Source organism: Niveispirillum lacus, from assembly GCF_002251795.1.
Lineage (GTDB): Bacteria > Pseudomonadota > Alphaproteobacteria > Azospirillales > Azospirillaceae > Niveispirillum > Niveispirillum lacus.
Window position 1 is genome coordinate 521,772 of the sequence record NZ_NOXU01000031.1, and the last position, 20,819, is coordinate 542,590.

The window sequence follows — 20,819 nt, forward strand, 5'->3', positions numbered from 1 at the left end:
AACCGGTAGAGATCATGTTCAGGCGGCGTGAACCGTTGACCCCGGCGGGGCGTTTGCGGCGGCTGCTCTGGCCCTCCATGGGGCTGGTGCGGTCGGGGCGGTATGTTGCCTACCGGATCGCGCGCATTCAGGGGTCACCTCATGCGATTGCCTTGGGGATCGCGCTGGGCGTGGCCATGGCCATGACGCCGCTTCTGGGCCTGCATATTCCGATTGCCTTCCTGCTGGCCTGGGGAACGCGGGCGTCCATCATGGGGGCGATGGCGGGCACGGTCGTGGCCAATCCCTGGACCTTTCCGGCCATCTGGTATGCCAGCTACCGCCTGGGCTGTGCCGTGCTTGGCCTGGCACCGGGCCATGATGACCGCGCCGGCCTGACATTGGCGTTCCTGATTGATCACCCGTGGCAGGTGTTCCTGCCCATGTTGACAGGCGGTGCCTTGATGGGTGCGGCGGCGGCCGCCATCGTATACGTGATTGCCAAGCCTGTGATCCGGTTCTATCAGGAAAAGCGGCGTGAACGGCGGCAGGTCGGCCGCACGCTTGCGGGCAAAGAGAAGTGAAGGTGGACAGGATGGATACCAAGCCGCTGCGTTTGGGCGTGAATATCGACCATGTCGCCACCGTGCGGAATGCGCGCGGCGGGGATAATCCCTGCCCGGTGCGCGCGGCCCTACTGGCCGTGCATGCGGGCGCCGATGGCATAACCGCCCATCTGCGTGAAGATCGCCGCCATATCCGGGACGAGGATATCGACCGGCTGATGGCCGAACTGCACAAGCCGCTGAACCTGGAAATGGCAGCAACGGCGGAGATGCTGGCCATCGCCCTGCGCCACCGGCCCCATGCCGTCTGTCTGGTCCCGGAGAAGCGGGCGGAACGGACGACGGAGGGCGGCCTGGATGTCATCTCAAAGAGCAACGAGTTGGGACCCTATGTCGGGCGGCTGACCGATGCGGGTATCCGTGTTTCCATCTTCATTGGTCCGGACCCGGCGCAACTGGATATGGCGCGTGCCCTTGGTGCCCCGGTGGTGGAGTTACACACCGGTGCCTACGCAGACGCACCAAAGGGGCCGAAGCGTGACGCAGAACTGGCCAAACTGGTTGCTGCCGCAGAACATGCCGCCGCCATCGGGCTGGAATGTCATGCCGGTCACGGCCTGACCTTTGACAATGTCGGCCCCATTGCCGCCATCCAGTCGGTGGTGGAACTGAATATCGGGCATTTCATGATGGGGGAGGCGATGTTCATTGGCCTGCCCGCCACCATCGCCGAAATGCGCGCCCGCATGGATGCGGGCCGCCGGTCGGGGGCGGTATGATTCTGGGCATCGGCAGCGATCTGGTCGATATCCGCCGCATCCAGGCCAGCCTGGATCGTTTCGGCGACCGTTTTGCTGCCCGTGTCTTTACCGATGCCGAGCGCGCCCGTGCCGATGCGGCGGGCAGCGCCACTGTGCGTGCCGCCACCTATGCCAAGCGTTTTGCCGCCAAGGAAGCGACGACCAAGGCGCTGGGTACCGGCTATGCCGAAGGCGTGCATTTCAGGGATATTGAGGTGCGCTCCGACGGTAAGGCCCGCCCGACTCTGCATCTCACGGGCGGCGCGCTGGACCGGTTGAACGCCCTGGTGCCCGCCGGCATGCAGGCACGGATTGATCTATCGATGACGGATGAACTGCCCTATGCGCAGGCCTTTGTCGTCATTTCCGCCCAAGCGGCGGGGTGATCCATGGAACCGCAGCGCCGCCGCACACCCCCGACCTTCCGGCAAGACCCGTTGCCACCGCTTGTCGAGACGCAGCCGCACCCTGTGGGCGGTGGCTGGGGCGAGACGCTGCGAATCATCCTGGTCACCATCGCCGTTGTCGTGGGCATTCGTACCTTGTCCATCGAAGCGTTCAACATCCCCAGCGGGTCAATGGTACCCACCCTGCTGGTGGGGGATTATCTTTTTGTGAACAAGGCATCCTATGGGTACAGCCGTTACTCCCTGCCATCCTTGTTGCGGTTCGGGGGCAAGGCGCCGCCCGTGACCACGGATTGCAAGGCAACCCCCGGTCGCCTGTTTGGACGCCTGCCCGAACGTGGCGATGTGGCCGTCTTCAAGCTGCCCAAGGATACCAGCGTCGATTACATCAAGCGCATCGTAGGCCTGCCCTGCGACCGGCTGCAGATGATCGGCGGCGCACTTTATGTGAATGGGGAGATGGCGGCCCGTATCCGGGTTCCGGATTTTGTCCTGCATGAAGCCTTCGGTGGCGCCTTCACCGCCCCACAATATATTGAAACCCTGCCGGGCGGGCATCAGCACCCGGTGATTGAGATCTCGGGGGATCAGGGTCTGCTGGACGATACGCCCGTGTTCACAGTGCCGCCCGGCTATGTCTTTGGTATGGGTGACAGCCGCGACAATTCGCAGGACAGCCGCGTGCCAGACGTGGTGGGTTTCGTGCCAGTCGAAAATCTGGTGGGACGCGCCACCACAATTTTCCTGTCGGTGAAGGAGGAGGAGAGTCTGTGGCGCTTCTGGCGCTGGGGTTCGGCCATCCGTACCGAACGGTTCTGGGAAAGGGTTGACTGATGGAACTGGATCGCTTGCAGGATATCCTAGGCCATCGTTTCAAGGATGTTGCCCATCTGAACGAGGCCTTGACCCACCCGTCGGTGGGCGGGGTCAATCGGGCCAAGGTGGGCAAGGGTTATGAACGGCTGGAATTCCTGGGCGACCGCGTCCTTGGTCTGATCGTGGCTGAATGGCTGCTGGAACGGTTCCCCAAGGAACAGGAGGGGGCGCTGGCCCGCCGTCTGACGGCCCTGGTTCGGGCCGAAGCGTTGGTGGTGGTGGCCGAGCGTATCGGCTTGGGTCTCTATCTGCGGCTGGCGCCGGGTGAACAGGCGGGCGATGTGAAGCCAGCCATCCTGGCCGATGCCTGCGAGGCCGTTATCGGCGCGTTGTATCTCGATGGTGGTTTGCCGGCGGCGGCGGGCTTTGTCCGCCGTTACTGGGATGCCGCATTGGAAGGGGCGAAGGCCGCACCCCCGCAGGACCCGAAGACCGGCCTTCAGGAATGGGCGCTGGCGCGCGGACGCAAACTGCCGCTTTATACCGATATCGGCCGCACCGGCCCGGACCATGCCCCCATCTTCCAGGTCAGTGTGACTGTGGAGGGGTTTGAACCGGCGGTGGCAACCGGCCCTTCCAAGCGCGCGGCGGAAAAGTCCGCCGCCGAAGCTCTGCTTTCCCGGATCAGGACGTAAATGACCGACAGCGACGATATCGTTTCCCGTTTTCTTTCGGGCCAGGATGCCAGCGGCGATGCCCCGGCACGGCCAGCCCCTACCCATCCGCGCTGCGGCTTCGTTGCGCTGGTGGGGGCCCCCAATGCGGGTAAGTCCACCCTGCTGAACGCGCTTGTCGGATCGAAAATTTCAATCGTCAGTCCCAAGGTTCAGACCACACGCTCGCGCGTGCTGGGTATTGGCATGGCGGGTGACAGCCAGATCCTTTATGTCGACACGCCCGGCATCTTCACCCCGAAGAAGCGGCTGGAACGCGCCATGGTCGCCGCCGCCTGGCAGGGGGCGACCGACGCCGACCAGGTCGCCGTATTGTTTGATGCGGCACAGAAACGTATTGATGACGATACACGCGGCATCGTCGAAAAGCTGAAGGAAGCGGGCCGAACGGCCGTGCTGGTCCTGAACAAGATCGACCTGATCAAGCGGGAACGTCTGCTGGCGCTGGCGGCTGAATTCGCCGAATTCGGTGTGTTCACCGAAACCTTCATGGTCTCGGCCCTGACTGGCGACGGTCTGGAAGGGCTGCTGAAATTCTTCGCTGCATCCGTCCCGGAAGGCCCCTGGCTTTATCCGCCCGATCAATTGTCCGACATGCCGGAACGGTTGCTGGCCGCCGAAATCACGCGCGAGAAGCTGTTCTTGCAACTGCATCAGGAAGTGCCCTACGCGACGTCGGTGGAGACGGAGACGTGGGAGGAGTTCGAGAACGGCTCCGTCCGCATTGGTCAGGTCATCTATGTCCAGCGCGATACGCAGAAGGCCATCATTCTGGGTAAGGGTGGGGCCCGCATCAAGCAGATCAGCACTGCCGCCAGGGTGGAGATGGCCGAATTCCTGGGCCGTCCCGTTCACCTGATGCTGTTCGTCAAGCTGCGGGAAAACTGGGCCGAAGAACGGGATCAATACGAACCCTGGGGCCTGGATTACAACGCCTAACCGGCGAGGGGCCGGATATGAGGGCAGGGGAGGTCTGCGTTACCGCGACGTCCCCATGACCGCCGGTGCTGGCTGCACGCTGGCACGCGGGGCGGCGGCCGGCGGGCCGGAACTGCCAGCACCCGCCGGGGCCGGGGTGGCCCCGTCACCACCCCCCGCCGACCCAGCGCGAAGGATACTATCGCGCAGCAGCACGATGGAGATGCGGCGGTTGCGCGGGGAGTTCGGGTCATCCTTGAACAGGTGATCGCGGTCAGCCCGGCCGACAACGGTCTCAATCCGCCCATCCTGCACGCCCATCGCCTCCAGTGCGCGGCGCGTGGCGTTGGCCCGGTCAGATGACAGTTCCCAGTTGGTGTAGGAAGCCCCCGAACCAAAGGGAATGCTGTCCGTGTGACCGCTGATCGACAGGCGGTTGGGTAGGTTTGATACCGCCTGCGCCACCTGTGACAGAAGCTGAGCCGTCTGCGGCTGCATCTTGGCACTGCCTGACGGGAACATCGAATAGCCTTCCTGATCGACCAACTGGATACGCAATCCCTCTGGCGTTTTGTCAATGATCAGGTTCTGGGCCAAGTTGCGGAGTTCGGGGATCTGCTGGATGGCCTGACGCAACTCAGCCTCGGCCTTGGCGAACTGTGCCTCCTCATGCTTGGCCAGGGCTTCTTTCAACTCCCCTTCATCGACGTTGCCATCCTTGTTCTTGTCGGCGGCATCCTTTTCCCCGGCCCGTTCCAGCACCGCCAGACCGTTCACCACATCGCCGCGGGTCCAGCCACCTTCCTTGGCACCGGCCCCCTTGCCAGTGGTTTCCTGTTCCGTCGGGCGACCGCTGGAACTGTCCTGCATGTCGTCGGTCTGTTCATCCGAATTGGCGGCGGCAGGCATTGTCGGTGTCGGAACAGTAACGCCGGGCGGGCTGGACGAGTTAACCATTGCCCCTTCGACGCGGATGGTCTGCCCGCCCAGAACCCCGCCCGAACCGCTGGTTTGTCTCGACGCGCTGGCCGGACTGAAATAATCGGCGATGCCCATCTTCTGTTCGGCTGTCGTCACGTTCAGCAGCCAGAGCAGCAGAAAAAACGCCATCATCGCGGTCACAAAGTCGGCATAGGCGACCTTCCAGGCGCCACCATGATGGCCCTCGCCACCCTTGTTGATTTTTTTGATGATGATGGGGGCTTTTTCTTCGCCGCCTGCCACGATGCCATCCCGGTCCACTGAACAATCCGGATAACAGTGTAGCAAGCGCGCTGCCGTCGGTCACGGCCCTTGCGGCCTTGCGCGCATGCCCTACCTCGGGGTAACCCCTAAAAGACAAGAGCACAGGAGTTTGCCCGGTATGAGTTTCGACCAGCGCGCCTTCCGCGACACCCTGGGCTGCTTCGCCACTGGGGTCTGTATTGCATCGACCAGCGACAAGGATGGTCGGCCTGTGGGCCTGACGGTGAATTCATTCACCTCCGTGTCGCTTGACCCGCCTCTGGTGCTGTTCTGCCTGGATAACCGGTCGGAAAGTCTGTCCGCTTTTCTGGAGGCACCTGGATTCGCCCTGTCGATTCTCTCGGCGGAGCAGCAGTCACTCTCGAACCGTTTTGCCCGCGATCCCGCCGGCACACGCTGGGACGGTCTGGCCGCAGTCACGGGGAAGGGGGGCGCGCCGCTGATCGAAGGGGCGCTGGCGATGCTGGATTGTGCTCATCATGCCACCCATCCCGGCGGTGATCATACCATCCTGGTCGGCCGTGTGCTGGGCTATGCCAACCGGACCGGTGCGCCGTTACTCTATTATCGGGGTGGCTACGCCGCCTTGGCGAATGGTCAGGGTTGAAACCTGATTCATGTTTCAGTATTTTGACATTATCGCCGTCTGCCGGAGTGTGAGACCTGATGTCCAGTTTTGTCGATAAATCCTGCCAGGGCCTGTCGGCGACGGGGTTTCATCGTCTGGCCTATCGTGAATGGGGCCACGGGGCGCGCACCGTCATCTGTGCCCACGGCTTGACCCGCAATGGCCGTGACTTCGATGTGCTGGCTGCTGAACTGGCTGACCGTCTGAAGGTCCGGGTCGTCTGTCCTGATGTGGTGGGGCGGGGTCGGTCCGGGCGGCTGGCCAATCCCGATCTTTATGGCTACCCGCAATATCTGTCTGACATGGCCGTACTGCTGGCCCGGTTGGATGTCGAACAGGTGGATTGGGTTGGGACCTCCATGGGGGGGCTGATCGGCATGATGCTGGCGGCGCAGCCGGGCAGCCCGATCCGTCGGCTGGTCATCAATGATGTGGGGCCTTTCATCCCGAAACAGGCGCTGGAGCGGATCGGCGATTATGTCGGACTGGACCCGTTCTTTGCCGATCTGGCGGCTGTGGAGGCCTATCTGCGCGAACAGTATGCCGGTTTCGGTGCCCTGACCGATGCGCAATGGCGGCATATGGCAGAAACCAGCAGCGATGCGCAGCCGGATGGCGGTTACCGCCTTGCTTATGATCCCGGTATCGCCCGCATTTTCCAGGTCAGTGCCGTGAGCGATGTCGATCTGTGGCCACTCTGGCCCCTGATCCGGCAGCCGGTACTGGTCGTCCGGGGCGCACAATCTGACCTGCTGCTGGCCGATACGGCCACACGCATGACACAGGAAGGGCCGCGGGCCAGCCTTTACACCGTCCCCGATGCCGGCCATGCCCCGGCCCTGATGGCCGCAGATCAGGTGGCGGCGGTGCGGGATTTCCTGGCCCATGGCTGACGGCACCCGGCCGTTTTCGCTGCCCCTGTTCCGGCCTCGGTTCCCCTGGTGGGGACGGCATTTGCAGACCGTGCGCAACACCCTGGTCAAGCCGGCCCACCCAATGCCGGCCGGGCTGAGGATGCGCTTTGCGATGGATGATGGCAGCGGCGACGTGTTGTTGGGCTGTTTGAACCAGCCACCGACGCAGGCCAATCAGCCCCTGGTCGTGCTGCTGCATGGGTTGACTGGCAGTGAGGACAGTTTTTATGTGCGGGCAACGGCGGCAATGCTGTTGCGGCGAGGGCACCCGGTTCTTCGCCTCAACTTGCGCGGGGCGGGGCCGTCGGCCGACACCTGTGGTCGCCGCTATCACGCTGGGCGCACCGGCGATGTGCATTCGGTGCTGCGGCAGCTTTCGCCTGAACTGACGCGGTTGGGCATTGTTCTGATCGGCTGGTCGTTGGGGGGGAACTGCGCCCTGAAATTCCTGGGAGAAGGGAGTTTCCCGGTGCCGGTTCTGGCTGGTGCCGCCATTTCAGCCCCGATTGATCTGGCAGCCAGCAGCCGGCTGTTCGGCGCGCCCCCCAACCGGCTGTACCATAACCGCCTGCTGGGCCAGATGAAGGCCGATATGCAGGCGAACCGGGATCGGGTCGGCACGCACTGGGCCGATGCCGCCCTGTCCGCCCGTGACCTGTGGGACTTTGATGACAAGGTGGTCGCGCCCTGGAATGGCTGGTCCGGTGCACCGGAATATTATGCGGTGAATTCCGCCCTGACTTTTATGCCAGAGATCCGCGTCCCCACCCTTATTGTTCATGCCCTGGATGATCCCTGGATACCGTCACCCGCCTATAGGGAGTTTCCCTGGTCCCGCCATCCCTGTTTGTATCCGGCCATCAGCCGTTCCGGCGGTCATGTCGGGTTTCATGGAACCAATGGCGTCTGGTCGGATCAATGTCTTGAGCTATTCTTGAATGCTATTCTGAATGGATAGTATTGTACAAATTATACGTGTATTCATGTATCGTTGTGCGCATATTTTATTGATACTAGTGATGTGAACCGGTCTTAATATTAAGAAATTCAACCGATTCGCCGGTCGCTTGTCGGGGAGGGCAGGGGGCTGCGTCATTGTTCACTATCACTCATCGCCAGATGGTTGAGCTGGATCAGAGCCTTGACCGGTGCTTTCGCGACCGGCCTGCGGATGCGCTTCTGGTGCAGGACCCGTCCCAGGGCTCGCCAGCGCATGCGGAAAAAGAGCGGGACCTGCATATGGGTCAGGCCCGTCCGTTTGGTCTTTCCCAGCAATCGGAGGTCGCGGCCGCACGGCTTTTGCTGGCTGCGGGGGCTGATCCGGATAGGCGCCTGGGTGGCGATACCGTCTTGCACCGCGCGGTCTATGTCCAGGGACGGGACGCCGTTGATCTGCTTCCGGCGGCCGAATCCCGTCTGCTGACGGGCGCGCCGGAAGGTACGGCCCGCGACGAGGTCATCGCCCGCTGGCGGTCGGCCGGATTGCCCTGGCCCCCACCAGATGCCGAGACTTTGCTTGCCGCCGTTGCGCAAGGGCGCTGGCCCCCGCCACCGCCGTAACGCCATTGTCACAATTACCGCGTACCCTTTGGGCGCAGCGGAGGGAAAAATGCGGTTTTTGACAGTTGCGTTGGCCACGTGCCTCTGTCTTTGGACAAGTGCGCGGGCACAAGGACCTGTGCAGCCCGTTGATCCCGCCCTGACGGCCTTTCTGTCGAATACGCCGGTCACGCTGATGGATTGGGGCATGCTGCGTTTGGACCGGGAGGTGCGGCAGGCCGTGGCGGCACTGGAAATCAAGGATGGGCGTGACGGGCCGGTCAAGGTGGGGACGTCATACCGGCCGTTCGATCGCCGTGTACTGGCTTATCTGTCTGTGCCCATGACAGCCCGCGAACGCAACCTGTCACGGTGCCGCGACCTTTATGGATTGTTACGGGAACACCTGCTGGCCGGGGCACCTGGTGGCTTGTCGGCGGCTGGCTGGTACCTGCAACGCATCTTCGCTCCAGATGGCCGAGGCGGCGGCAATGGGCGTCCCGAGCCCTTCGGCGATATGCTGGTCAACATGGTGCTGCTTGAGGTGACCTTGCGCGTGCCAGAGGCGGACGCCTTTGCGGCGGGCCCGCCCAAGGTGACTTGCGCCGGCCGTCTGGACCAGGAAGAAGCGGTCGAGGTACAGCCCTGGCGGCCACCAGGCTGAGAGCTGCCGCCGCGCGAATTCTAAGCCTTTCGGACGTACCCGTCTGATTCAACGTGATTTTTTGCCGCGTTTCCACCTTTCCCATTGACCGCGCGACTCGGGCTGTGATTCCATCCAGCCATGACAATGATCCGTACCCTCCGTTCCGCCCTTGGTCGTACCCTCCGACAGATTGTCGGGCCGGTGATCGGCGTGTCCGTCGTCGCCTATTTTGCCTATCATACAGTGCATGGCGATCGTGGCCTCGTCGCGCTGACCCATCTGCAAAGTGAGGTGGCGCGCGCCCAGTCCACATTGGATCAGGTGCGCGGAGAGCGTGAAGAACTGGAACGGCGTGCAAGCCTGCTGCGCCCAGACAATCTGGACCCTGATCTGCTGGAAGAGCGGGCACGTGCGGTCCTCAACCAATCGCACCCTGACGATTTGGTAATCCTCCTTCCGCGACGCTCTGCCCCGCAGTCCACGCAGGGCAATCCCGACCAAGGTCGGTAAGTTGCTGAAAACAAGGCGATTAGCCTAAAATAGGTTAACGCTGATTTTCTCAAGTAAAACAATCTTTTGCACTGCACACTCCTTGCGCTCCGTGGATAGTGGCGATACCTCTTATCGCATCGCACAGCGATCACGCTATTCCGCAACCCCCATCCCTGGGAGGAGCCCGTGGCAGTCACCAAGCGCCGCAGCACCCGTACAGCGGCCCCCGCGGCCCCGGCCTTGCCAAGCAAGGACGAGCTTATCCGCTATTACCGCGACATGCTGTTGATCCGCCGTTTTGAAGAAAAGGCGGGGCAATTGTACGGCATGGGCCTGATCGGTGGTTTCTGCCACCTGTATATTGGTCAGGAAGCCGTTGTCGTCGGCATCCAGGCTGCGATGCGGGAAGGCGACAGTGTCATCACCTCCTACCGCGACCACGGCCATATGCTGGCCTGTGGCATGGAAAGCCGCGGTGTGATGGCCGAACTGACGGGCCGCGCCGGTGGTTATTCCAAGGGCAAGGGCGGCTCGATGCACATGTTCAGCCGCGAGAAGCGCTTCTATGGCGGCCATGGCATCGTGGCTGCGCAGGTGCCAATCGGTGCCGGCCTGGGCTTTGCGCACAAGTATCTGGGCGATGGCGGCCTGAACGCCTGCTACATGGGCGACGGCGCCATCAACCAGGGTCAGGTTTACGAGACGTTCAACATGGCAGCACTCTGGAAGCTGCCGACCCTGTTTGTCATCGAGAACAACAAGTACGCCATGGGGACCGCCCAGGCCCGCGCCTCTGCCGGTGAGCTGTTCGAGCGCGGCAGCGCTTATGGCATTCCAGGCTATCAGGTGAACGGCATGGACGTGCTGGAGGTGAAGGCGGCGGCTGACAAGGCCATCGCCCATATCCGCGCCGGTAACGGCCCTGTCATCCTGGAAATGAAGACCTACCGCTATCGCGGCCATTCCATGTCCGATCCGGCCAAGTACCGGACGAAGGAAGAGGTCAACAAGATGCGGTCGGAAAGCGACCCCATCGACAACCTCAAGAAGCTGCTGCTGGACCAGGGCATCACCGACGAGGACGCCTTGAAGGTGATCGACCGCGAGGTGAAGGACATCGTCACCGATGCGGCCGAGTTTGCCACCACCAGCCCCGAGCCCGATCCGTCCGAACTGTGGACGGACGTTCTGGTCGAAGCCTGATCAGGCCGCAGCGGAGGATTTGAGAGATGGTACAGGTTCTGATGCCGGCTCTGTCGCCGACCATGACGGAAGGCAAGCTGGCCAAGTGGCTGAAGAAGGTTGGCGACACCGTGAAGAGCGGTGAGGTGCTGGCCGAGATTGAGACCGACAAGGCCACCATGGAAGTGGAAGCCGTCGATGAGGGCACGCTGACCGAGATTCTGGTGCCCGAGGGCACCGAGAATGTGGCGGTGAATACCCCCATCGCCAGCATCCGTGGCGAAGATGAGGCGGCGGCCCCGGTCGCTGCCCCGGCCCCTGTGGCGGCGGCCCCGGCCCCTGTCGCTGCGGCGCCGGTGGCAGCAGCCCCGGCGCCGAAGGCGGCCCCGGCAGCCTCGGATGAGGATCACTGGTACAAGTCCACGCAGACCATGACGGTGCGCGAGGCTTTGCGTGAGGGCATGGCCGCCGAAATGCGTCGGGACGAGACTGTGTTCCTGATGGGTGAAGAAGTCGCCGAATACCAGGGCGCTTACAAGATCAGCCAGGGCCTGCTGCAGGAGTTTGGTGAAAAGCGCGTCATCGACACGCCCATCACCGAACATGGTTTTGCCGGTCTGGCCGTCGGTGCGGCCTTTGGCGGTCTGCGCCCGATTGTGGAGTTCATGACCATGAACTTCTCAATGCAGGCCATCGACCATATCATCAATTCGGCAGCCAAGACGCTGTATATGTCGGGTGGCCAGATGGGCTGTCCCATCGTGTTCCGTGGCCCCAACGGTGCCGCCGCCCGCGTGGGCGCGCAGCACAGCCAGTGCTACGCCTCCTGGTATGCCCATGTTCCGGGCCTGAAGGTTCTGGCACCCTACAGTGCCGCCGACGCCAAGGGGTTGATGCGGGCCGCCATCCGTGACCCCAACCCGGTCGTGTTCCTTGAGAACGAGATCATGTACGGGCACAGCTTCGAGGTGCCGACCGATCCCGACTTCATCCTGCCCATCGGCAAGGCGAAGATCGAACGGGCCGGCACGGATGTCACCATCGTTGCCTACTCCATCTGCGTCGGCCACGCCCTGGCCGCGGCCGAAAAGCTGGCGGCCGAAGGGATCAGTGCCGAGGTCATCAACCTGCGCTCCATCCGTCCGCTGGATATCGACACGATTGTCGAGAGTGTGAAGAAGACCAACCGTCTGGTCTCGGTCGAGGAAAGCTGGCCCTTCGCGGGCATCGGTTCCGAAATGGCCGCGGTCATGATGGAACACGCCTTCGACTATCTGGATGCGCCGGTGGTCCGTGTCTGCGCCAAGGATGTGCCGCTGCCCTATGCGGCCAACCTGGAAAAGCTGGCCCTGCCGCAGCCCGACGATGTCGTGGCCGCCGTCAAGTCCGTCACCTACCGCAAGTAAGGCAGAGGGAGGCTTTAAGATGCCCGTTGATATCCTGATGCCCGCGCTGTCGCCGACCATGACGGAAGGCAAGCTGGCGAAGTGGGTGAAAAAGGAAGGCGATAAGGTCAAGTCCGGCGATGTGCTGGCCGAGATCGAAACCGACAAGGCCACCATGGAAGTGGAGGCCGTGGATGAGGGCACGCTGGGCAAGATCCTGGTCGCCGAAGGGACCGAGGGCGTGGCGGTGAATACCCGTATCGCCATCATCCTGGAAGACGGGGAGGATGCGTCCGCCCTGTCCGGTGCGCCCAAGGCCGCCGCCGCTCCGGCTCCCGCCGCTGCCCCGGCTGCGGCCGCCGCTCCGGCGGTTGCTGCGGCTTCGGCCCCGGTTGCAGCACCGGCTGCTGCGGCCCATGGTGACCGGGTGTTTGCCAGCCCGCTGGCCCGCCGCATGGCGGCGCAAAGTGGCCTGGACCTGTCCGGCGTCGCCGGCACCGGTCCGCATGGTCGTGTGGTGAAGGCCGATGTGGAGGCCGCCCTGAAGGGCGGTGCGCCGAAGGTTGCCGCAGCCCCGGCTGCGGCTGCTGCTCCAGTTGCAGCAGCTCCCGCCGCCGCTCCGGCCCCGGCTGCTGCCACCGCCGCACCCAAGGGCGTGGATGCCAAGGCGCTCGCCGACAAGCTGGGCATGAAGTACAAGGTCCTGCCCAACAGCGGCATGCGCAAGACCATCGCCAAGCGTCTGACCGAAGCCTGGCAGACCATCCCGCACTTTGGCCTGGCTGTTGATTGCGAGATCGACAATCTGCTGAAGCTGCGCGCCGAACTGAACGCGAAGTCGGGGGAAAAGATCTCCGTCAACGACTTCGTGGTCAAGGCGGTGGCCGTGGCACTCGCCAAGTACCCGGCGGCCAATGTGTCCTGGCACGAGGATGGCATTCTTCAGTATGAGAATGTCGACGTCTCCGTCGCCGTCTCCACCGATGGCGGGCTGATCACCCCCATCGTGAAGAATGCCGACCGCAAGGGCCTGGCCACCATTTCGGCCGAGGTCAAGGAACTGGCGAAGAAGGCCAAGGACGGCAAACTGAAGCCGGAAGAGTTCCAGGGTGGCACCTTCTCCGTGTCCAACCTGGGCATGTTCGGCATCAAGAGCTTCACCTCCATCATCAACCCGCCGCAGAGCTGCATCCTGTCGGTCGGGGCGGGTGAGAAGCGCCCCGTGGTCAAGGGCGATGCGCTGGCGATTGCCACCGTCATGTCCCTGACGCTCACCGTCGACCATCGTTCGGTCGATGGTGCGGTGGGTGCGGAGTTCCTGAAGCTGCTGAAGGGCCTGATCGAAGACCCGATCACCTTGATGCTGTAAGGTCTGGTGTTGCGGCGCTGCGAATGGTTTCATCATCGCAGCGCCCGTGATCGCCCGGACAAGAGGGAGAGGGGATGATGGACACAATCCTCTATGAACGCGATTTCCATGCCTGGGCATTGGAACAGGCGTCCGCTCTGCGCAAGCTGGCGGAGGAGCGTGTCAATCTCCCCCTCGACCTGCCGCACCTGATCGAGGAGGTCGAGTATTTGGCCAATAACGAGCTGGATGTGGTGGAGGGTAACCTGACCCAGGTGATCCTGCATCTCCTCAAGCTCGAGTGGTCAGCGGAGGTTCAGCCGCGCCGTCACTGGCGGGCAGAGACAGCCGCGTTTCGGGCGAATGCCCATCGCCGCCTGCGCCGCAGCCCCACGGTTCGCGGTCGCATCGACTTGGCCAGCCTCTATGATGATGCCAGACGGCAATTGTCTGAAGCATCGCCGGAGATCGGCCAATCCCTGTCTGACGAACCGCCTTACACGCTTGATCAGGTGCTGGACCGTGACTGGTTTCCCGCCAACCGGCTCGGCATCAGTGATGAGCACTGACGGTGCCGCCGTCCTGTGCGCTGGTCACGCCGCTCAGCACTTATCTTCCTTCCGGATTGTTCCGTGACCTGAATATGTGCAGGTGACCGGCGAAGCTTCGTTCTGCTCGGTCGGCACCGCCCCCTGATAACGCCAAGGAAAGCGATAATCATGGCCGAGAATTTCGACCTCCTCGTCATCGGTGCCGGCCCCGGCGGTTATGTCGCCGCCATCCGCGCCGCCCAGTTGGGCATGAAGACCGCCGTGGTGGAGCGGGAGCATCTGGGCGGCATCTGCCTGAACTGGGGCTGCATCCCGACCAAGGCGCTGCTGCGCTCCGCCGAGATCGCGCATTACATCGAGCATGCCCAGGCCTATGGCATCAAGGTTGAAGGCAAGGTGACGCTGGACGTGGAAGCCATCGTCAAGCGCTCGCGCGGCGTGGCCAACCAGCTCTCCGCCGGCGTCAAGGGCCTGCTGAAGAAGAACAAGGTCACCGTTCTGGACGGTTCGGCCAAGCTGCTGGGCGGCGGCAAGGTCGCCGTCACCGCCAAGGATGGCAAGGTCACCGACGCGGCCGCCAAGCACATCATCATCGCCACCGGTGCCCGCGCCCGCGTGCTGCCGGGGCTGGAGCCCGATGGCAAGCTGGTCTGGACCTACAAGGAAGCCATGGTGCCGACGGCGACGCCCAAGAGCATGCTGGTTATCGGCACCGGTGCCATCGGCGTGGAATTTGCCTGCTTCTACAAGGCCATGGGCGTGGACGTGACCCTGGTTGAGGTCGTGGACCGCATCCTGCCGGTGGAAGATGAGGAAATCAGCGCCTTTGCCGCCAAGGCCTTCACCAAGCAGGGCATCAAGATCAAGACCGGTGCCAAGGTGGTCAAGCTGGACCGCCATGCCGATAGCGTGACGGCCCATATCGATGTGGGCGGCAAGGTGGAGACGGTCACGGTTGACCGCATCATCTCCGCCGTCGGCATCGTCGCCAATACCGAAGGGCTGGGCCTGGAAAATACCAAGGTCAAGCTGGACCGGGGCCACATCGTCAATGACGGCTATGGCCGCACGGACGAGCCTGGTGTTTATGCCATTGGCGACGTCGCTGGTGCCCCCTGGCTGGCGCATAAGGCCAGCCATGAAGGCATTATCTGCGTGGAGAAGATTGCCGGCCTGCCGCATGTCCACACCATGGATAAGTCCAACATCCCCGGCTGCACCTATTCCTTCCCGCAGGTGGCCTCGGTCGGCCTGACCGAAGCCAAGGCCAAGGCGGCGGGGCATGAGGTGAAGGTCGGTCGCTTCCCGTTCATCGGCAATGGCAAGGCCATCGCGCTTGGCGAGCCGGAAGGTCTGGTCAAGACCGTGTTCGATGCCAAGACCGGCGAACTGCTGGGTGCCCATATGATCGGTGCGGAAGTGACCGAACTGATCCAGGGTTATACGATCGGCAAGACGGCCGAACTGACCGAGGCAGAGTTCATGCACACGGTTTTCCCGCACCCGACCCTGTCGGAAATGATGCATGAGGCTGTGTTGGCCGCCTATGGCCGCGCCATCCATTACTGATCGGCTCAGGCTGACCTGTTAACAAAAGGGGCGCCCCTTCCGGCGCCCCTTTTTTCAGTCGGATGATAGTGTTTCAGCGGTTCAGGTAACGTTGTTCCAGCGCACGGGCGCGGGTTTGCAGCGACTGTTCGGTCCCGTTGACGAAGACCTTTTCCGCCAGGACAGTAGGTTCCAGGGGGTCACCACCCCAAAGTACCAGATCGGCAGGTTTGCCCACCGCAATGACGCCTGCGTCCGGGACCCCGAACAGGGCGGCAGGGCGGCTGGTGATGGCGGCCAGTGCTTTATCCTTAGGCATTCCATAAGCAACCGCCGTACCGGCCTCAAACCGGACCTGATTGGCATAATGGCCATCCGCAGTGGTGGTGATGATCACATTCACCCCCGCTTTCTCCATGAGAGCGGCATTTTCCAATCGTGCGCGCTGAATTTCAAACCGATTGGGAATATTGGTGGTCGGCTTTACAACCACCGGAACGCCTGCCGCCGCGATCTCGTCGGCGACGATCCAGCCTTCTTCTACGCCCAGAAGAACAAGCTTCAGCTTCTCTTCTCGGGCAAGCCGCAGGGCCAGGCGGATATCGGCCGCCCGTGATACGGCGAGGAAAAGGGGCGCCTCACCCTTGGCCACCGGCAGCAACGCCTCCAGATCCTGACGGGAAAGGCTGTAATCGCGTGTTCCACCCTGATTGAAGGCAGCCTTGTTGGCACCGTAATGGCGGGCATCTTCAAGGGCGGCCTTCAAGATGGCCACGGTCAGGCTGCGGCTGCCGCCGGCATTGCTGGCGGCACTTTCGCCAAAGGGCAGGGCAACGCCGATGCGCGTGCGCACCAGAATGTCCGGAGCGGCCCCTGTATGAATGACGGCCGGCTGTCCATGGAACATTGGTTCGTCCGCATGGCCGGCCGTGTCCCCTTCATGCGTGTGGGCACCGTCACCAAAGGCCGCAGCCGGCATGACCACGGCCCGCGTGACCCCACCAGCCCGGGCCAGCGGCAGCAAGGTGCTGGCCGGATTGACCGAATAGGACGGGTCATAGGCGACCGCAAAATCTTTGTTCTCAGCGCTGCTGTCATTGGTCTGGGGAACCGCGCTGACCTCGTCGATGCCCAGATCGCTGCTGGACACAAACAGGCCCGGGGTTATCACCTTACCAGTGCCATCAATCAGCGTTGCCCCGGCAGGAATGGCCGCACCAGTGCCGGCGGCGGTGATGATACCATTCTGGATAATGATTGTCGCACCGGTCAGTGACACTCCGGTACCGGTGACCAGGGTGGCACCCTGGATCGCGATGGTCTGTGCCAGGGCCGCACCGCTAAAAGCCAGGGCGGCGAAGACACTGCCCAGCAGAGCCTTTTTCACTGTGTTCATCACTTCACCCCCGCCTTGAAGATTTCCGGACCCGACTGTCCCAGCTCAAAATCGGAGCGGGGCTGGGCGGGCGGGTTGGCGCGGTCATGCATCAGCACACCGTCGATATAGACCAGATCGGCCAGGGTATAGATGGAGAAGGGATTACCGCTCCACACCACGATGTCGGCCATTTTTCCAGGTTCCAACGTGCCGGTCTTGTCCTGGATGCCGATTGCCTTGGCCGGGTTGGCGGTGATCCAAGTGATGGCGTCCTCATCCTTGATATCCAGGCCCAGATAGCGCCCCTCGGCCATGGCCTGGGCGGTTTCCTTGGTCAGATGCTGGATCAGCGTCTCGTCATCGGAATGGATGACGGCGCAGGCGCCCTTGTGATGAACAATGGCAGCATTAGCCGGCACCCCGTCATAGGCCTCCATCTTGAAGCCCCACCAATGGGCCCAGGTGGCGATACAGGTGCCGCTTTCTTTCAGCAGGTCGCCGATCTTGTAGGCTTCGGTCGCGTGGTGGAACGCCCGGATCGAATAGCCGAACTCTTTGGCGATATCGAGCATCACCGACATTTCGTCTGCGCGGTAGCAGTGATTCTGGATCAGGATTTCACCACGCAGCACGTCGGCCAACGTATCGAGCTGCAGGTCGCGTTTGGGCGGATCGCCAGGCCCCTTGTCATCGCCCTTTTTCTGCTTCTCGTAATAAGCATCCCATTTGCGCCGATACTCGGCGGCCTCGATCCAGGCTGCGCGGTAGCCGGCGACATTCGACATTCGACTGGCCGGAGCCCGGCCCTTACCGCCGTAGACTCGCTTGGGATTTTCACCACAGGCCATTTTCAGGCCATAGGGGGCACCGGGGAACTTCATCTCCTGCACATTACGGGCGGGTACATTCTTCAAGGTCACGCTGCGCCCGCCGAACAGATTGGCGGAACCGGGCAGGATCTTAAGGGTGGTGACGCCGCCGCGCAGCGCGCGCTCAAATCCGGGGTCCTGCGGCCAGACCGAATGTTCGGCCCAGACCTCTGCCGTGTTGGGGGCTGTCGCCTCATTCCCGTCGGAATGCGCCTCAACAGCGGGGGAAGCGTAAACACCCAGGTGTGAATGCATGTCGATGATGCCCGGCGTGATATAGCGCCCAGTGGCGTTCACCACTGTCGCACCAGCCGGTACGGGAAGGGCGGCACCCACCGCCTCAATCCGCCCATCGCGGACAATGACCGTGCCATTGTCAATGCGTTGGCCGGTCCCGGTCAGCACGGTGGCCCCGGTCAGGGCGAACAGACCGCTCGGTGCTGGTTTGTACCGGCTTGGGAAGGGGTCACGATTGGCGGCCGGGTCCAGCCCTTGTGCCAGCGCCGCCTTGTCGTCGTCCCTGTTCTTGTCCGTGGATTGTTTGGTCGCCTGCCCGGTGGCACATCCGGCCAGCACCAAGGCCAGCCCCGCCACCATCCAGCGACCGCTCCGCGACCGCGCCATTGCCCCACCCCATTGTTGTCCTTGAAACAATGGGCAAGAGTGTGCGGACCGTTCGCCGCCTAAGTCAACGGCTTGGGGTGTAACGGGATTGTAACGGATTGCACCGGGTGATGCCGTTGCCGGTGGGCAACAAAAAAGGGCACCGTGCAGACGATGCCCTTTTCATCACAGCTAACCTGCCAAGATCACACGAACAGGCTGGACACCGACCGTTCGTTGCTGATCCGGTCGATGGCGTCGGCCATCAGCCGGGCGATGGAGCGCTGCCGGATATTCTTGGAGTTACGGACTGCCTCGGTCGCGACAATGCTGTCGGTGATCACCAGCTCATTCAGCGGTGACTTCGCCACGCGTTCGACCGCACCACCCGACAACACGCCATGGGTGACATAGGCGCGCACCGACGTGGCGCCCCGGTCCTTGAGCGCAATGGCCGCGTTGCACAGGGTGCCGGCACTGTCGACAATGTCGTCAATCATGATGCAGTCGCGACCGGCCACATCGCCGATGACATTCATCACTTCCGATACACCGGCACGTTCGCGACGCTTGTCGATGATGGCCAGATCGGCCTCAAGCCGGCTGGCGATGGCGCGAGCGCGGACCACGCCGCCCACATCGGGGGAGACGACCATCAGCTTGCCATTGCCGACCTGTTCCTTGATGTCTTTGGTGAATTCACCACCAGCCACCAGATTGTCCACCGGAATATCAAAGAAGCCCTGAATCTGGCCCGCATGCAGATCCATGGTCAGCACACGGTCGGCACCGGCAGTGGTGACCAGATTGGCCACCAGCTTGGCCGAAATCGGCGTGCGGGGACCGGTCTTGCGATCCTGTCGGGCATAACCATAGTAGGGGATCACTGCGGTGATGCGGCGGGCGGAACCCCGGCGCAGCGCGTCGATGATGACCAGCAGTTCCATCAAATGGTCGTTGGCGGGGAACGAGGTCGACTGGATCACGAACACGTCCTCACCACGGACATTCTCGTTGATCTCGACGAAGATTTCGTTGTCCGCGAAGCGCCGGATCGAAGCCTTGGTCAGGGGAACCTCAAGGCAATTCGAAATGGCTTCAGCCAGCGGCTGATTGCTGTTACCGGCGATCAGCTTCATGGTCATGCTGCCCGTCTGTGGTGGAAAACCAGGGGTGAGCGGTGTCACCCAGGGGACGACACCGAACCTTCACAAAGGCGGGCGCACCATAACCCCGACCCCCCGGCCTGTAAACGCTGCGACCGTTGCAGCCTACAACGGTGTGGCAGGCAGCCACGGCATGGACGGGGTGGACGGTCTGTCGCGAACATTGTTCAAAATGCCTCGGCTTTGCCCTTGTTCTGCCACCGGCGTCTGATTTAACACTTGTCAGGCCGTGGTTCGGGGCCTGATCTGTTTGCCGGACCGATATAAGGTGGTTTCAATGTGCCGTTGGCTGGCCTATGCCGGTATTCCCATCGCGATGGACACGCTGTTGTTTCAGCCCTGCAACTCGCTGATCCGGCAGTCACTGTCGGCGCAGCGCAGCGTAGCGCCCACCAATGGCGATGGATTCGGCCTGGGCTGGTATGGCGACCTGGCCCGGCCCGGCCTTTATCGGGACACGATGCCCGCCTGGTCGGATGCCAATCTGCGATCGCTGGCCGAACAGATCCGCTCGCCGCTGTTTTTCGCCCATGTGCGGGCGTCGACCGGGACTGCGACCTCGCGACTGAACTGTCACCCGTTCCGTTACGGTGACTGGCTGTTCATGCATAATGGACAGATCGGCGGCTGGCCGGCCGTGCGCCAGGATGTCGAGGGCATGATCCGCAAGGACCTGTACCGCCACCGCGAGGGATCGACCGACAGCGAAGCCTTTTTCTATCTGGCGCTGGGCAATGGCCTGATGGAGGATGCGGCCAAGGCCTTTGCGCTGACTGTGGCCCAGATCGTGGGCAAGATGCGCCATGAAGGGGTGACGGAGCCGTTCCGGATGACGGCGGCCCTGTCTGATGGCCAACGGCTTTACGCGGTCCGCTGGTCCTGTGACGGGCGGTCACCCAGCCTGTACTGGACCCAGGGCCATATTGATGGCTGTCGCGATGGCCGGGTCTGCCTGGAACAGGGGGGCGATTCGGTTATGGTCCTGTCCGAACCCCTGGATGAGGATGCCAGCCACTGGAACGAAGTGGATGAAGGCAGCTTCCTTGTGGCGGAAAATGGGCGAGTTACTGTACAGTCTTTCAACCCGTTCGGTTGAGGGGAGCCA

Annotated in this window: 22 protein-coding genes; 18 read left to right on the top strand and 4 right to left on the bottom strand. The window is 62.7% G+C overall.

The features are described 5' to 3' along the window. The first annotated feature begins 14 nt into the window (after window positions 1–14). Genes CHU95_RS18225 through era form a run of 6 tightly spaced genes read left to right on the top strand, consistent with a single transcriptional unit; the run spans window position 15 to window position 4,241 of the window. Window positions 15–563 (top strand): DUF2062 domain-containing protein, encoded by a 549-nt coding sequence (locus CHU95_RS18225; RefSeq protein WP_094457736.1) that lies wholly within the window; start codon window positions 15–17, stop codon window positions 561–563. Window positions 564–574: 11 nt separating this feature from the next. Continuing rightward, window positions 575–1,324: a pyridoxine 5'-phosphate synthase gene (locus CHU95_RS18230; RefSeq protein WP_094457737.1), complete on the top strand. Its 750-nt coding sequence runs from the start codon at window positions 575–577 to the stop codon at window positions 1,322–1,324. Continuing rightward, window positions 1,321–1,731 carry a holo-ACP synthase gene (gene acpS, locus CHU95_RS18235; RefSeq protein WP_094457738.1) on the top strand — a complete coding sequence of 137 codons (411 nt, stop codon included), beginning with the start codon at window positions 1,321–1,323 and terminating at the stop codon, window positions 1,729–1,731. Before CHU95_RS18230 ends, acpS begins: the two co-directional genes overlap by 4 nt. 3 nt (window positions 1,732–1,734) lie before the next feature. Further along, window positions 1,735–2,586, top strand: coding sequence for a signal peptidase I (lepB, locus tag CHU95_RS18240; RefSeq protein ID WP_094457739.1), 852 nt, complete (start codon window positions 1,735–1,737; stop codon window positions 2,584–2,586). Beyond that, entirely contained in the window at window positions 2,586–3,263 is a 678-nt protein-coding gene (rnc, locus tag CHU95_RS18245; protein ID WP_094457740.1) for a ribonuclease III, read from the top strand. The genes lepB and rnc overlap by 1 nt, the downstream gene beginning before the upstream one ends. Next, window positions 3,264–4,241 (top strand): GTPase Era, encoded by a 978-nt coding sequence (gene era, locus CHU95_RS18250; RefSeq protein WP_094457741.1) that lies wholly within the window; start codon window positions 3,264–3,266, stop codon window positions 4,239–4,241. It abuts the gene before it with no gap. 39 nt (window positions 4,242–4,280) lie between these two features. Here the strand turns inward: era and CHU95_RS18255 are convergent, their stop codons facing one another. Then, entirely contained in the window at window positions 4,281–5,444 is a 1,164-nt protein-coding gene (locus CHU95_RS18255) for a flagellar motor protein MotB (protein ID WP_094457987.1), read from the bottom strand. A 139-nt stretch (window positions 5,445–5,583) separates the two neighbouring features. Between CHU95_RS18255 and CHU95_RS18260 the strand changes: the two genes are divergently transcribed. The 11 genes from CHU95_RS18260 to lpdA all read left to right on the top strand — a co-directional run bounded on the left by CHU95_RS18260 (window position 5,584) and on the right by lpdA (window position 15,719). Next, window positions 5,584–6,072: a flavin reductase family protein gene (locus CHU95_RS18260; RefSeq protein ID WP_094457742.1), complete on the top strand. Its 489-nt coding sequence runs from the start codon at window positions 5,584–5,586 to the stop codon at window positions 6,070–6,072. A 59-nt stretch (window positions 6,073–6,131) separates the two neighbouring features. After that, the gene (locus tag CHU95_RS18265) at window positions 6,132–6,986 is read left to right on the top strand and encodes an alpha/beta fold hydrolase (protein ID WP_094457743.1); all 855 of its coding nucleotides are present in this window, start codon (window positions 6,132–6,134) and stop codon (window positions 6,984–6,986) included. After that, window positions 6,979–7,965, top strand: coding sequence for a YheT family hydrolase (locus CHU95_RS18270; protein ID WP_094457744.1), 987 nt, complete (start codon window positions 6,979–6,981; stop codon window positions 7,963–7,965). The genes CHU95_RS18265 and CHU95_RS18270 overlap by 8 nt, the downstream gene beginning before the upstream one ends. 137 nt (window positions 7,966–8,102) lie before the next feature. Next, on the top strand, window positions 8,103–8,567 hold the full coding sequence (locus CHU95_RS22555) for a hypothetical protein (protein ID WP_165772251.1): 465 nt from the start codon (window positions 8,103–8,105) through the stop codon (window positions 8,565–8,567). A gap of 118 nt (window positions 8,568–8,685) precedes the next feature. After that, window positions 8,686–9,210: a hypothetical protein gene (locus CHU95_RS18280; protein WP_094457746.1), complete on the top strand. Its 525-nt coding sequence runs from the start codon at window positions 8,686–8,688 to the stop codon at window positions 9,208–9,210. 126 nt (window positions 9,211–9,336) lie between these two features. Further along, window positions 9,337–9,702 carry an FtsB family cell division protein gene (locus tag CHU95_RS18285; RefSeq protein WP_342744754.1) on the top strand — a complete coding sequence of 122 codons (366 nt, stop codon included), beginning with the start codon at window positions 9,337–9,339 and terminating at the stop codon, window positions 9,700–9,702. Between the two features lie 168 nt (window positions 9,703–9,870). Further along, on the top strand, window positions 9,871–10,887 hold the full coding sequence (gene pdhA, locus CHU95_RS18290; RefSeq protein ID WP_094457747.1) for a pyruvate dehydrogenase (acetyl-transferring) E1 component subunit alpha: 1,017 nt from the start codon (window positions 9,871–9,873) through the stop codon (window positions 10,885–10,887). A gap of 26 nt (window positions 10,888–10,913) precedes the next feature. Beyond that, entirely contained in the window at window positions 10,914–12,272 is a 1,359-nt protein-coding gene (locus tag CHU95_RS18295) for a pyruvate dehydrogenase complex E1 component subunit beta (RefSeq protein ID WP_094457748.1), read from the top strand. Between the two features lie 19 nt (window positions 12,273–12,291). After that, window positions 12,292–13,620: a pyruvate dehydrogenase complex dihydrolipoamide acetyltransferase gene (locus CHU95_RS18300; protein ID WP_094457749.1), complete on the top strand. Its 1,329-nt coding sequence runs from the start codon at window positions 12,292–12,294 to the stop codon at window positions 13,618–13,620. Window positions 13,621–13,694: 74 nt separating this feature from the next. Beyond that, window positions 13,695–14,168 (top strand): DUF29 domain-containing protein, encoded by a 474-nt coding sequence (locus CHU95_RS18305; protein WP_094457750.1) that lies wholly within the window; start codon window positions 13,695–13,697, stop codon window positions 14,166–14,168. A 150-nt stretch (window positions 14,169–14,318) separates the two neighbouring features. Further along, window positions 14,319–15,719: a dihydrolipoyl dehydrogenase gene (gene lpdA, locus CHU95_RS18310; protein WP_094457751.1), complete on the top strand. Its 1,401-nt coding sequence runs from the start codon at window positions 14,319–14,321 to the stop codon at window positions 15,717–15,719. Between the two features lie 73 nt (window positions 15,720–15,792). Here the strand turns inward: lpdA and CHU95_RS18315 are convergent, their stop codons facing one another. The 3 genes from CHU95_RS18315 to CHU95_RS18325 form a co-directional block, all read right to left on the bottom strand. After that, the gene (locus tag CHU95_RS18315; protein WP_094457752.1) at window positions 15,793–17,094 is read right to left on the bottom strand and encodes an amidohydrolase family protein; all 1,302 of its coding nucleotides are present in this window, start codon (window positions 17,092–17,094) and stop codon (window positions 15,793–15,795) included. Then, the gene (locus CHU95_RS18320) at window positions 17,094–18,569 is read right to left on the bottom strand and encodes an amidohydrolase family protein (RefSeq protein ID WP_245838385.1); all 1,476 of its coding nucleotides are present in this window, start codon (window positions 18,567–18,569) and stop codon (window positions 17,094–17,096) included. The genes CHU95_RS18315 and CHU95_RS18320 overlap by 1 nt, the downstream gene beginning before the upstream one ends. 185 nt (window positions 18,570–18,754) lie before the next feature. Next, window positions 18,755–19,687, bottom strand: coding sequence for a ribose-phosphate pyrophosphokinase (locus CHU95_RS18325; RefSeq protein ID WP_094457989.1), 933 nt, complete (start codon window positions 19,685–19,687; stop codon window positions 18,755–18,757). Between the two features lie 304 nt (window positions 19,688–19,991). On the opposite strand from CHU95_RS18325, the gene CHU95_RS18330 reads away from it, so the two are divergent. Beyond that, entirely contained in the window at window positions 19,992–20,810 is an 819-nt protein-coding gene (locus CHU95_RS18330) for a class II glutamine amidotransferase (RefSeq protein ID WP_094457754.1), read from the top strand. Window positions 20,811–20,819: the final 9 nt, after the last annotated feature.

Bases quoted from the DNA above. Each gene is read 5' to 3' on its own strand.
- CHU95_RS18225 (WP_094457736.1), top strand. From the start codon at position 15: ATGTTCAGGCGGCGTGAACCGTTGACCCCGGCGGGGCGTTTGCGGCGG.
- CHU95_RS18230 (WP_094457737.1), top strand. From the start codon at position 575: ATGGATACCAAGCCGCTGCGTTTGGGCGTGAATATCGACCATGTCGCC.
- acpS (WP_094457738.1), top strand. From the start codon at position 1,321: ATGATTCTGGGCATCGGCAGCGATCTGGTCGATATCCGCCGCATCCAG.
- lepB (WP_094457739.1), top strand. From the start codon at position 1,735: ATGGAACCGCAGCGCCGCCGCACACCCCCGACCTTCCGGCAAGACCCG.
- rnc (WP_094457740.1), top strand. From the start codon at position 2,586: ATGGAACTGGATCGCTTGCAGGATATCCTAGGCCATCGTTTCAAGGAT.
- era (WP_094457741.1), top strand. From the start codon at position 3,264: ATGACCGACAGCGACGATATCGTTTCCCGTTTTCTTTCGGGCCAGGAT.
- CHU95_RS18260 (WP_094457742.1), top strand. From the start codon at position 5,584: ATGAGTTTCGACCAGCGCGCCTTCCGCGACACCCTGGGCTGCTTCGCC.
- CHU95_RS18265 (WP_094457743.1), top strand. From the start codon at position 6,132: ATGTCCAGTTTTGTCGATAAATCCTGCCAGGGCCTGTCGGCGACGGGG.
- CHU95_RS18270 (WP_094457744.1), top strand. From the start codon at position 6,979: ATGGCTGACGGCACCCGGCCGTTTTCGCTGCCCCTGTTCCGGCCTCGG.
- CHU95_RS18285 (WP_342744754.1), top strand. From the start codon at position 9,337: ATGATCCGTACCCTCCGTTCCGCCCTTGGTCGTACCCTCCGACAGATT.
- CHU95_RS18295 (WP_094457748.1), top strand. From the start codon at position 10,914: ATGGTACAGGTTCTGATGCCGGCTCTGTCGCCGACCATGACGGAAGGC.
- CHU95_RS18300 (WP_094457749.1), top strand. From the start codon at position 12,292: ATGCCCGTTGATATCCTGATGCCCGCGCTGTCGCCGACCATGACGGAA.
- CHU95_RS18305 (WP_094457750.1), top strand. From the start codon at position 13,695: ATGATGGACACAATCCTCTATGAACGCGATTTCCATGCCTGGGCATTG.
- lpdA (WP_094457751.1), top strand. From the start codon at position 14,319: ATGGCCGAGAATTTCGACCTCCTCGTCATCGGTGCCGGCCCCGGCGGT.
- CHU95_RS18315 (WP_094457752.1), bottom strand. From the start codon at position 17,094: ATGAACACAGTGAAAAAGGCTCTGCTGGGCAGTGTCTTCGCCGCCCTG.
- CHU95_RS18320 (WP_245838385.1), bottom strand. From the start codon at position 18,569: ATGGCGCGGTCGCGGAGCGGTCGCTGGATGGTGGCGGGGCTGGCCTTG.
- CHU95_RS18325 (WP_094457989.1), bottom strand. From the start codon at position 19,687: ATGAAGCTGATCGCCGGTAACAGCAATCAGCCGCTGGCTGAAGCCATT.
- CHU95_RS18330 (WP_094457754.1), top strand. From the start codon at position 19,992: ATGTGCCGTTGGCTGGCCTATGCCGGTATTCCCATCGCGATGGACACG.